The sequence below is a fragment of the Geomobilimonas luticola genome, assembly GCF_018476905.1.
Lineage (GTDB): Bacteria > Desulfobacterota > Desulfuromonadia > Geobacterales > Geobacteraceae > Geomobilimonas > Geomobilimonas luticola.
In genome coordinates this window covers 1,003,059-1,014,930 of record NZ_JAHCVK010000001.1, presented here as the reverse complement: position 1 = coordinate 1,014,930, position 11,872 = coordinate 1,003,059, and the positions used below count along the sequence as shown (strand labels likewise).

General features: G+C 49.9%; 9 protein-coding genes and 1 tRNA gene. 3 read left to right on the top strand and 7 right to left on the bottom strand.

Features of this window, described 5'->3' with window-relative positions:
• Nucleotides 1-11 precede the first annotated feature (11 nt).
• From KI810_RS04670 to KI810_RS04660, 3 genes are all read left to right on the top strand, one after another.
• Entirely contained in the window at nucleotides 12-719 is a 708-nt protein-coding gene (locus tag KI810_RS04670) for a hypothetical protein (protein WP_214174293.1), read from the top strand.
• The gene (locus KI810_RS04665; RefSeq protein ID WP_214174292.1) at nucleotides 664-2,193 is read left to right on the top strand and encodes a DUF2779 domain-containing protein; all 1,530 of its coding nucleotides are present in this window, start codon (nucleotides 664-666) and stop codon (nucleotides 2,191-2,193) included. The genes KI810_RS04670 and KI810_RS04665 overlap by 56 nt, the downstream gene beginning before the upstream one ends.
• 304 nt (nucleotides 2,194-2,497) lie before the next feature.
• A complete protein-coding gene (locus KI810_RS04660) occupies nucleotides 2,498-3,214 on the top strand; it encodes a hypothetical protein (protein WP_214174291.1) in 717 nt (238 codons plus the stop codon).
• Nucleotides 3,215-4,131: 917 nt separating this feature from the next.
• Here KI810_RS04660 and KI810_RS04655 read toward each other — a convergent pair.
• The 7 genes from KI810_RS04655 to KI810_RS04625 all read right to left on the bottom strand — a co-directional run bounded on the left by KI810_RS04655 (nucleotide 4,132) and on the right by KI810_RS04625 (nucleotide 11,724).
• Nucleotides 4,132-5,547 (bottom strand): S16 family serine protease, encoded by a 1,416-nt coding sequence (locus KI810_RS04655; RefSeq protein ID WP_214174290.1) that lies wholly within the window; start codon nucleotides 5,545-5,547, stop codon nucleotides 4,132-4,134.
• Nucleotides 5,548-6,392: 845 nt separating this feature from the next.
• A tRNA-Gln gene (locus KI810_RS04650) sits at nucleotides 6,393-6,467 on the bottom strand.
• A 7-nt stretch (nucleotides 6,468-6,474) separates the two neighbouring features.
• Nucleotides 6,475-7,317 (bottom strand): 4-(cytidine 5'-diphospho)-2-C-methyl-D-erythritol kinase, encoded by an 843-nt coding sequence (ispE, locus tag KI810_RS04645; RefSeq protein WP_214174289.1) that lies wholly within the window; start codon nucleotides 7,315-7,317, stop codon nucleotides 6,475-6,477.
• A 159-nt stretch (nucleotides 7,318-7,476) separates the two neighbouring features.
• Complete coding sequence (gene clpB / locus KI810_RS04640) at nucleotides 7,477-10,071, bottom strand: ATP-dependent chaperone ClpB (RefSeq protein WP_214174288.1); 2,595 nt, start codon at nucleotides 10,069-10,071, stop codon at nucleotides 7,477-7,479.
• 183 nt (nucleotides 10,072-10,254) lie between these two features.
• Nucleotides 10,255-10,494, bottom strand: coding sequence for a 4Fe-4S dicluster domain-containing protein (locus KI810_RS04635; protein ID WP_343213463.1), 240 nt, complete (start codon nucleotides 10,492-10,494; stop codon nucleotides 10,255-10,257).
• Nucleotides 10,491-10,646 carry a hypothetical protein gene (locus KI810_RS04630; RefSeq protein ID WP_214174287.1) on the bottom strand — a complete coding sequence of 52 codons (156 nt, stop codon included), beginning with the start codon at nucleotides 10,644-10,646 and terminating at the stop codon, nucleotides 10,491-10,493. The genes KI810_RS04635 and KI810_RS04630 overlap by 4 nt, the downstream gene beginning before the upstream one ends.
• Nucleotides 10,647-10,650: 4 nt before the next feature.
• On the bottom strand, nucleotides 10,651-11,724 hold the full coding sequence (locus tag KI810_RS04625; RefSeq protein WP_214174286.1) for a branched-chain amino acid aminotransferase: 1,074 nt from the start codon (nucleotides 11,722-11,724) through the stop codon (nucleotides 10,651-10,653).
• Between the last annotated feature and the right edge of the window lie 148 nt (nucleotides 11,725-11,872).

Here is an 11,872-nt window from a genome sequence, read left to right as displayed (position 1 = left end):
AAGGAGGCTTTGTGGATCACGCAACCGCAATCGAATCGATGCTGAAAAACCTGGATAAATGGAGACATCTTCCTAAGTACCAACTTGAACGTAGAGCAGATATTTTTTTCGGGCTGTTTATACGGGACATTATTTCATGCCGTTTCGGACATCCAACCCATGAAATCATAATTCCTGAGTTTCCTTATTGCAATAATAAAGATACTGAAGATGATGATATAGATACTAATACTACGGTTAATTTTGATTATGTTATTTTATCAAAAGACTGTTCACTTGCCTATATTGTTGAACTAAAAACCGATACAAACTCATTTAGAGAAAAACAGGAAACATATTTAGAACGAGCCAGTAAAAAAATGGATTTTATGGATAATATCAAATATCTTATTGAGAAGGTCTATACTGCTACCAAACAAAAAGGGAAATACAGCCATTTATTCGAATTACTTGTAAAACTAAAACTATTATCAAATAATGGAAAAACCTATGAGCCACCGAACGAAAAAGTCCTTAGACCAGAAATTCAGGTTGTATACATAGCTCCCAGAATGAAAAAAGAAAAACTAAAAGTTATCTCAGAGTATGCGAAAATAATATCGTTTCAAGAAGTTATCGGTATTCTGGAAAACCTTGAAAACATAGGCCCTGTCGAGGCCCTTTTTGCCGATCATCTACGTCGATGGGATCAAATCCCTGCAGGAGCAAGAAATGACTAAATATTCCCCCTTTCTCAGTAAATCTCTCTATATCAAAGGGCTGCAGTGCCATAAAGCTCTGTGGCTCCACAAGAACCGACCTGAGTTGAAGGACGAAGTTTCGACGGCGCAACAGGTGGTTTTCGATGCTGGCACCGATGTGGGAATTTTGGCACAGCACCTTTTCCCCGGGGGTGTCGAAGTCCCTTACGACGGTCTTACAACGGCCCAGCAGGTAACCATGACCCGGAGGCTCATTGCCGAGGGCGTTGAAACCATTTACGAGGCAGCTTTCAATTTCGACAACCTCTTCTGTAAGGTTGATATTCTTCATAAGGGAGTGGACGGGTGGGAGCTTTACGAAGTTAAGAACTCAACCGACAGGAAAGATGTCTATGTGAATGACATCGCTATCCAGTACCATATTGTCACGGGATCAGAGATTCCCGTGAGCTCTGCATGTCTTGTTCATATCAATAACCAGTATGTTCGTCATGGCGATATTGACGTACAGCAGCTCTTCACCATACTTGACATCACAGACGAGATAATCGACAAGCAAGCCGAGTTGCAGAAAAACATCGCTGCCATGCGTGGCATGCTTCAGGGGGAGATGCCAGCCATTGACATCGGTCCGCACTGCTCAGATCCTTACGAGTGCTCGTTTTCTGGGCATTGTTGGTCTCATATCCCATCGCCATCCGTATTCGATTTTGCAGACTTAGGCAAGCCGGATGGTTTTGCATTATATAAGCAGGGGATCGTCAAGATGGAGGACGTCTCTCGCGAGACCCTTGGCTGGCGACAGCAGATGCAGCTTGATGGGTACCTGCATCAGAAAAATGTGGTCGATGTTGCTGCTATCAAGGAATTTCTTGATTCTCTCTGGTATCCTCTCGCCTTCCTCGACTTTGAAACCACCTGCTTGATGGCGGTACCCCTTTTTGAGGGTACGCGACCATTCCAGCCGGTCCCATTCCAGTTTTCATTGCATATGCGGAATTCTTCTGATGCCCCTGTACAGCATCGGGAATTTCTGGCACCAGCAGTTGGAGATCCCCAAGAACCATTCCTGCATGCCCTTCTTGATGCTCTGCCGGAAAACGCCTGTATCCTCTCCTGGAATAAAGGATTCGAAGGGAAAATTCTCCGAATGCTTGCAGAACGTTTTTCAATGCATGGCGAGCGACTCCAACACCACATCGATAACCTTGTGGATCTAATGACCCCGTTCCGCAGCAAGCAGATATACCACTGGCAATTTAACGGCTCATATTCCATCAAGGCTGTCCTACCTGCCTTGGTTCCTGAGCTTTCATATGAAGCATTGGCAATAAGCGATGGCGGGACTGCTGCCGATGCGTGGCTTCAAATGCGGGCCTCAAGCGATCCAGATGAACAGAAGAAAATAGGGGGGGATCTCTTGGAGTATTGCCATTTGGATACCTTAGCGATGGTGAGAATTCTAGATGAGCTGAATAAATTTTGTGGTTAGAGAAAAATTAAAGCCGAAATTGAGATTGAGTTCTTGACCACTCTATCATGGTTGACGAAGCAATTCTGTTTGGCCCGAAAGGGAGATAAATTACCTAAAGAATTGGAGTAATCTATGAGCAAAAGAGAGGGAACAGACTGCTACCTACGAAAAACAGATGGCAATATGGTGTCTGTGAATCTTACGAAGATGATCCCATATTAAGAATCTGGCCAAAAGTTTGATCCTTTTGAAACTTCATGTCTATTCAGGAACTTATAAATATGAAATCTAACATTTAAATTTATCTGATATGGTGACCAAAATGGAAAATCTGAAAAAATTAATGGAACATTACAATACAGAATTTCTTAGTAGGTTTGAGGCTTCTAAGGAAAAATATGAAGAAATTTGGAATTTTTATCGGGTCGAAATGCCTAATTGTGTTCCTAGTTGTACTAATGCTTATGGAAATAATATTGATGGGCCACAAGGGATATATTGGGTGGGAAAGAATCCAATAATTTTTTTTGTCGGCAGGGAAAACTATGATTGGATTGGAGCGCATGACTTCAATGAAGAAACTGCTTTGGCTTTACCATTATGGTTTTCTTTTTTTCAAACAGCTTATATGCCAGGCTTTTGGAAAAAAGTTTATGATATATGCAAAGACATTTTTGGTGATAAATCTCATTGGTATGAATATTTGGATCTAATAGCAATAAGTAACGCATGCAAATGCTATAATCCAGATGTTCAATGGAGTTTACATGAAGAATGCAACAAATTAAATTTTATTTTCAAAGAAGTTGAAATTGTTAATGCACCAGTCAATGTATTCTTCACAAAAACATTTGGTACATTATCAAATAAAGTAAATTTTGGACCTGGTACTGAAATTGGCGATTCTAATATTACAAAGTATCATACAGATAAGCGAGTTTTTTATGAAATGAATCACCCGGGAAGAATGTCTTGGTCGAAATTGGAAATTTTAATTAGGGATATCAACGTTGAGTTAAAAACAAAACAACTCATCTAATTTAAGGTTTACTACGACAGGACATGTAATTGAGTAAATGTGAAAATAAGAATGGATTACTTATGCATTAATACAATCGACATGATTGCAGTAATAAGTTGTAATAGATTGTCTTACGATAATGGCGTGTGAAAAAAGGGAAAAAGAAATTGTCAACGAGGTCATGGCCATTCCAAATGTCAATTTCTTTTGCCCTTATTTGTATCAATTAACTATCTGTGTTTTACGTCGATGTCATTGACAATTATTATAGCCGATTTTCACAACAATCGGTCAAATTGGTACTATTTAGATTGATAGGGAGGGGCTCCGGTTCGGTTTAATTTGGCTTTCGTATCTCAAAACTCTACCTGACAGCAACTTTTAAATTTGAATTTGATATCGGAATCATATTTTCTGCTATTAGGGATGTAATATGGACATTAATTACAGCATATATCCATGTGATTCTGGTATGTTATTAGCTCAAACGTAGCATCTTGATTTACAGTATTCGAACTATAACTACTGTATCGAGAATGAGAGTATCTAGTACAAGATGAAAACTCAGAGGCCCTGAACATGACAGGGCCTTTTATAATTAACAATTGTCAGTAGTACTGATTGCTAATATCAGATATTGATTCTAAATAGTAATAATGGTTGGTACAATATATGTTAAGCTAATACCTTATATAATAAGTGTATCTAATGAAGCTAATGAAGCTATACAATTAAAAAGTATATTTGTTTAATTGTGTATTGTATTGGATTGTATTATTGCTTATACATTGAATAAACATAGTATTAACCGGGCATACTTTGAGTATGCCTGATAGTACTGAGTATTTAACGTTACATGATATTGCGAAATAGAACTATTTGACGATACAAAATTGAATTGAAATGATTTGGACAAAACAGGTTCATCAGGTTCATCAGCTACATTCGACGTCAACGAGTGCTGAAGTCAAAACGTCGTTGATCGTATCAACTGGTGTTAGTGTGACCGTATCAAGAATATATTGCGGTAGGCCATGCGCTTCATGAAGATTGTCTCTGGGGAGGAGAACTTCTTTGATCCCTGAATCATAGGCAGCACGCACCTTCTGCTGAATGCCTCCAACTGGAAGGACTTTGCCCATAATTGTTATTTCTCCAGTCATAGCAATATCATTGCGAACTGGCTTACTTGTCAGCGCCGATACTATACCTGCTACGATAGCAACTCCAGAGGATGGACCTTCTTTCGGCACCCCCATGAATGTGGCTAGTACCGCAACATCAAAATTTTGCCGCCATTCGGCAGATATACCAAAATCGTTATGTTTCGCCCTGATGAACTGTGCCGCCGTCTCAATGCTCTCTCGCATAACGCGCTGTATCGATCCGAGAGGCACAATTCTGCCGTTCCCTTTCGTTGCCTGCATCTCGAAATGAAGAATGCATCCAAAGTCCCCATCGACTGCTAGCCCAATTACTTCTCCTACCGATGGTTTTTCAGATAGAGTCACTCGTTGAATCCTATTGGCATCCGGCAAGACAGGTGACACGTTCTCTCCCGTTGAAGTCATTCTGACCCCTAACAGAAGCTTGTCGTATTCACCGGGGGCCATCATGTGTAGCTGCTCACGGACCCTTTGCCGGAGTTCACATGATAGCTGTAGGACTTCTGTGAGTTCTTCGTCAGTCACCTGGCCATCTGGATAAAGGAGTTTGAGCAGACCCGAGGAAGTCTTCATTATTGCTCGCTGGTCACGTCCAGATATTCCTTGGGCGGTTCTGGCAATATCCACTAGTTCGAAACGCGACCGAACCGATGCTAGCGGATCAATCCTGCGGAGCTCGTGCATGATCTCGCAGAAATAGTCGGTGATAAAGCCGTAGTCCTTGGAATAACTGTTCGGCGTAAGCTTCGGGATCTCCCAGCCAGGGAGATAAGCATGTATCCTGTCGAGGAAGGCAATCACCTGGAGGAAATCTGGAAGCGGCTCGAAAAGGTGATAGTACTTCTCGTGAGGTAAATGTGGCAGCATCTCAATATATCCAGGAATATCTGCCAAAAAAGATGCTATAGGCGTTGATGACCTCTTAACTCCTTTAACTTCAATAATTTCACCTTCTTCAATTCCATTAACTAGCAATCTATAGTATTGACGGAATAACTGTCCTTGAATTTCATTCGGGTGATCTGGAATGCTTTCATCTGAGGAGAGAAGTATTGCTATTAACTCAGAAATTGAATGACATTCCTCCTCAAAAAACAACTTTCCTTTAGTTTTTGCAAGGTTGTTAAGCCAAGAAATATGCTTCATCGCAAATACATTTGAATGGTCTCTAGAATAATTACCCATGAAATTCTCTCCGGATAGTAGCATTCATCATGTCGCTTGCCTGGTTCAGGACACAAAACGCAATATAAGCCCCCACGCCACTCCATTGCAATAAGGTCTATCAATTTTTTTAAAAAACGGCGCACAACGGAAATTTGATAGCGAGAAAGATGAATTGAACGGAGGGGTTATGATGCCATTGAATTCCTGCTGGGGATACTGGGATTCAACAACGGGACTATCTATCCGGTAAACATGCAATAAAAATGGCATGTTACATGATGTTGACGCGATAATTGATGCAAAACTGATTCGTTTTCGGGGAATCGTAAACCTAACGATCCCACAACAGACAAGGTTTTATAGGCTCGGATCACGATGATGCAGAACGTAGTGATGCATCTGAGTGACCGAACAACGCGCAAGCGTTGATACTCGAACATAGGACAAGCTTGCCAACATCCTCTTTCCCTGCAATGGACAGAATCCCCTCATATCCAACATAACCATTCAGGCACCTCTTGAATTGTTTTTGGGTGTGGGATCAAAGCAGCGGTCAATCACATAAGCGTGTTGCACTGGTGGCTGAGGAGAATGTCCCGTTACAGTGGTATTCAACTCTTCAGGAATTGCTGGGGACTGCGGTAATTCGGTCTTAGGTTGGTAAGTAAAGATGGGAGTTAGCTTTTAGTTTAGCCAAGCGTGTAAGTGGCTTGATGCATCAAACACTTCTCGGAGTACCATTGCTGGTCTTCCTGCATGGTACGGAGATAAGGCCAACCGGATTTTTGCATTCCACCTGCGTCAAAATCTGCGTCAAGGCAATAAAAAAGGGTTAGCCTTGTGAGCTAACCCTTTGATATTAGTGGCTGGGGTGCCAGGGATCGAACCTGGGAATGCCGGAATCAAAATCCGGTGCCTTACCGCTTGGCGACACCCCATCAAACATTACAACGTGCGGGCAGCAACGGCGAACCAGCCGGTTTCCCGGGCCAGGTCCGCCACAGCCTGGCGTGCCTCTTCTTCCTTCTCGAAAATGCCGAACACCGTCGGACCACTGCCTGACATCAGAGCTCCGACTGCTCCCAGGGACCGCAAACGCTCCTTGATCTCACTGATGACCGGGTAACGCTTCACGGTTACCGCCTCCAGGTCATTACCGAGGATGGCGCAGATGTCCGCGATACTGCTATATAAACGAGGCATTTTAAAGTCATCTGAGCGGTTTGTCAATTGTAAATTTTGATATACCCAGGCGGTGGAAACGGGAACATTCGGATTGACAATCGCCAGCCAGACCGGAGGAATCTGCTCGATGGCGGTCAGCTGTTCCCCGATCCCCTCGGCAAGGGCGGTCTTCCCGAATATGAAGAACGGGACGTCGGCCCCCAGCTTCACCCCGATCTCCATGAGCCGGGCATCGGACAACCCCAACCCGAGGAGCTGATTCAGCCCCATGAGAACCGTTGCACAGTCACTGCTGCCACCGCCCAGACCGGCCGCCACCGGGATTCGTTTGGTGATCGTGATTTCAACCCCCGTCTCCCTGCCCGCAAGGGAGAGGAGCGCATCGGCCGCACGCCAGGCGATGTTCTCCGGTCCATCGGGCACCCCCTCGCTGCCGCAGGTGACCCGAATGCCGGGGATATCGCTCAGGGCAATACGGACATCATCGCACAGGTCGAACCGCTGCATGATCATGCGCAGGTCATGGTAGCCGTCCGGCCGGCGCCGCAGCACGTCGAGCCGGTAGTTGACCTTGGCAGGGGCTTGTAGAGTAAGAGTTCGCATTGACCGTTCCCTAGGAGATGTTGATCCGGTGTTTGAAAGGAGACTTTTTCTAAATCAAAATGCCCCATAAATCAAGGGTAAAATCCGTAAACCGGCAAGCACAAACGGCCCGTCCGGAGAACGAGCCGCTGGCAAAAAACACCTTCCATGCTACGTCATTTATTTTTTGCGAATAACCAGATCCTCCCCGGTCATGGAGAGATCCACAAGCACCGTATCCCCCTCGGCAAACTTTCCATCCAGGAGCATGAGGGCAAGCGGGTCCTGGACCTTTCTCTGCAGGGTCCTTTTCAGGGGGCGGGCACCATAGGCCGGATCGAACCCTTCACGGGCCAGGTATTCCCGTGCCTTGTCACTGATGGAAAGGGAGATGCGCCGTTCGGCCAGCCGCTTTTCCAGTTCCCCGACCTGGATGTCGACAATCTTCTTGATCTGCTCCAGGGGGAGGGCGTGATAGATGACGATTTCGTCGACCCGGTTGAGGAATTCCGGTTTGAAGCTTTCTCGGAGCGTCTCCGTGACCATGGTGCGCATCTTTGCGTAGTCGCTCGCCCCGTACTGCTGGATCCACTGGGACCCCAGGTTGCTCGTCATGATGATGACCGTATTCCTGAAATCAACGGTCCGCCCCTGCCCGTCGGTGAGACGGCCATCGTCCAGCACCTGGAGGAGCACGTTGAACACCTCCGGGTGGGCCTTCTCGATCTCGTCGAACAGGATAATGCTGTAGGGGCGCCTCCTGACCGCCTCGGTCAACTGCCCCCCCTCCTCGTACCCCACATAACCGGGAGGCGCACCGATAAGACGGGCAACCGTGTGCTTTTCCTGGTACTCGCTCATGTCGATCCGGACCACCGCCTGGTCATCGTCGAACAGGAAGGAGGCGAGCGCCTTGGCGGTTTCGGTCTTGCCGACGCCGGTCGGGCCGAGAAACATGAAGGAGCCGATGGGGCGATGGGGGTCGGAAAGGCCGGAACGGGCCCGGCGTATGGCGTTGGCCACCAGCAGAAGGGCATCATCCTGCCCGACCACCCGGGTCCGGAGACGCTCTTCCATGTGGATCAGTTTCTCCGCCTCGGTCTCCAGCATCCGGCTGACCGGTATGCCGGTCCACTTGGCCACGATCTCCGCCACCTGGTCGGCATCCACCTCCTCCGCGAGCATTTTCCCTTCCTGCTGGAGTTCCGCGAGTTCCCGTTCCTTTTCCGCCATTTCCTTTTCCAGGGCAGGGATCTCACCGTAGCGGATTTCGGCGGTACGTGCCAGGTTCCCCTCCCGCTCGCTCTTCTTCCCTTCCTCCTTTTTCTCCTCCAGGCGCTGTTTCAGCTCCCGCTGGATCTGGATGATCCCCTTCTCCTTCCGCCAGTGGTCCTTCAACAGCGCCGCTTCCCCCTGCAGGGCCGCCAGCTCGTCGGTCACCTTCTTCAGACGTTCCAGCGCGTGGGGGTCCTGTTCCCTCAAAAGTGCCTGCTTCTCGATCTCCAGTTGGATGACCTTCCGCTCAATCTCGTCGATCTCGGTCGGCAGGGAATCTATCTCGATCCGGAGCCGTGACGCAGCCTCGTCAATCAGGTCGATGGCCTTGTCGGGGAGAAACCGGTCGGTGATGTAGCGGTCCGAGAGGGTCGCCGCCGCAATGATGGCACTGTCCTTGATCCGGATGCCGTGATAGGCCTCGTACTTCTCCTTGAGGCCGCGCAGGATGGAGATGGTCTCCCCCACGCTCGGCTCGCCGGCGTAGACCTGCTGGAAGCGGCGTTCCAGTGCAGCATCCTTCTCGATGTACTTGCGGTATTCGTTGAGGGTCGTGGCGCCGATGCAGTGGAGCTCTCCCCGCGCGAGGGCAGGTTTGAGCATGTTGGAGGCATCGAGTGCCCCCTCGGCGGCACCGGCCCCCACCAGGGTATGGAGTTCGTCGATGAAGAGGATGATCCGCCCCTCGGACTTGGCCACTTCCTTGATCACCGCCTTGAGCCGGTCTTCAAATTCTCCCCGGTACTTCGCCCCGGCTACGAGCGCCCCCATGTCCAGGGCCACCACCCGTTTCTCCTTGAGGGTTTCCGGCACGTCACCGGCCACGATCCGCTGGGCCAGCCCCTCCACGATGGCGGTCTTCCCCACCCCCGGTTCGCCGATGAGCACCGGGTTGTTCTTGGTACGCCGGGAAAGGACCTGGAGCACCCGCCGGATCTCGTCGTCCCGGCCGATGACCGGGTCGAGCTTCCCCTGTCGGGCCAGGTCGGTCAGATCGCGGGCGTACTTGGCAAGGGCCTGGTATTTCTCCTCCGGGTTCTGGTCCGTTATGCGCTCCTCCCCTCGCATCTCCTTGAGGGCGGCCAGAAGCGCCTGTCGGGTGACACCGGCATCGGCCAGGATGCGGGCAGCATCACACCCCCTTTCCGCAGCGATACCGAGCAGAAGGTGTTCGGTAGAGACGAACTCGTCCTTCATGGCATCGGCTTCCTTCTGGGCCGTGTCGAGCAGGTGCTGGAGCGCCGACGAAACGTGGAGCTGCATGGTCGTCCCGCTCGCCCGGGGGAGTTTCTGCAGGGCAGTCTCGACCTGTGTCCGTATGGCGGCTGGAGTCGCGCCCACCTTCTGGATGAGGGGAACGACCACTCCCCCTTCCTGTTCCAGAAGTGAGGCAAGGAGATGTTCCGGTTCAATGGCAGCGTTCTCCTGCCGGCTTGCCAGTTCCTGTGCTCCCGCCAGTGCCTCCTGGGTTTTTATGGTCATCTTTTCCGGTCGTATCATCTCACAATCTCCTTTTCGCGCCGGCGCTGATCACTGCATAACAGGCACGGCACTACGTTCTACAGGAATGATAAGTACGGCAGGGGAAGCTGTCAAGGCAGGGACAAACTGATGGATCGCAGCGATAACGGGTGAAGTGAAAAGAACCAAGAACTTTTGGAGAAGAGTTGAGGGGAAGGATATCTATCGGTTTTTCTGGTCAGCGTCTGGCGCAGGACTTATAGCCCGAACCGGGCAGCTCCGGCCGCAGGCAAAGCAGCGCCGGCAGTCGGTTGAAACCTGCCGGCGCGCGGTTTTTCGGAATCCGTCAACATCGAGGGTAAAGAGTTTCGCGGGACAGGCCGCCACGCAGCGGCCACAAGCACTGCATCGCTGGCAATCGACCTGCGGCGTCGCTGCGGACAACTCAGCGGAATCGGTCACAGACCGAGTTCCAGCTGTTTCCAGGTGCAGCGTTTCACCTTCGGTCCCGCGTAGTAGCGGGGACAGGAGGCGATCACCACCGCAGCAGGCTGTTTGCAGGTGCGACGACAGGAAAGACAGAGCCTGTTTGCCTCGATGTGCCGCTCTTTCATTTATCTACCCGATTTTTCTCACCCAGCCGAACCGGTCTTCGAGCCTGCCGGTCTGGATGCCGGTAAGGGTGTCGTAGAGCTGGCGGGTAATTGCGCCCACACCGCCGTCGCCCACCATGTAGTCCTCCCCCTTGTAGGCAAGGACGCCGACCGGGCTGATGACTGCAGCGGTACCGCTGCCGAAGGCCTCGGTCACTTTCCCCGAACGGACATCGGCCATCAGCTCGTTCACGTCGATGAGTCGCTCCTCGACGGTATAGCCAAGGCTCGCTGCCAGCTTGAGCGTGGAATCGCGGGTGACGCCGTTCAGGATGGTGCCGGTAAGGGGTGACGTGACAATGGTCTTCCCGTAGGCGAAGAGCATGTTCATGGCCCCCACCTCTTCCACGTAGCGCTTGTGGACGCCGTCGAGCCAGAGGACCTGGTCGTACCCCTTCTTTTTCGCTTCAAGGCCGGCCTTGAGGGAGCAGGCGTAGTTGCCACCGGTTTTGGCCTCCCCGGTTCCTCCAGGAACAGAGCGGACATAGTTGTCTTCCACCATGATCTTGATGGGGTTGAACCCCGCGGAGTAGTATGCGCCGACCGGCGAGAGGATCACATAGAAGTAATAATGATCAGCGGGCTTCACCCCCAGGGCCGGTTCCACACCGATCATGGTAGGGCGGATGTAGAGGGAGGTTCCTTCCGAGGAAGGAATCCAGTCGCGCTCCAGCGAAACAAGCTTCTCGATGCCGCCGATAAAAATATCCTCCGGCACCTCCGGCATGCAGAGCCGGTCGGCGGATTGGTTGAAACGCCGGGCGTTCATCTCCGGGCGGAAGAGGGTTATGGTGCCGTCCGCCCACTTGTAGGCCTTGAGCCCCTCGAAAATCTCCTGGGAGTAATGGAAAACAGAACATGCCGGGTCAAGGGAAAAGGGGCCATAGGGCTCGATACGGCCATCAACCCACCCTTCACCCGTCTTCCACTCGACCAGCAGCATCCGGTCGGTAAAAAGCCGGCCGAAGCCGAGCTTGGATTCATCGGCACATTTGGCTTTTTTCTTGTCGTCGGAAAGGGGTAAAATCGCGATGTTCATCTGCAAAAACCTCCGGTTGCGGCGCTCTGCGTCGGAATTATCTACCTAGAATCGTTTACCATACAAAGCCCTTAGCGGGCAAGGGTTTTCCTCCCGCCATTGACATCTGGTGAAATTCTCCTGTATTGTAGCATCAGGATCATAACTC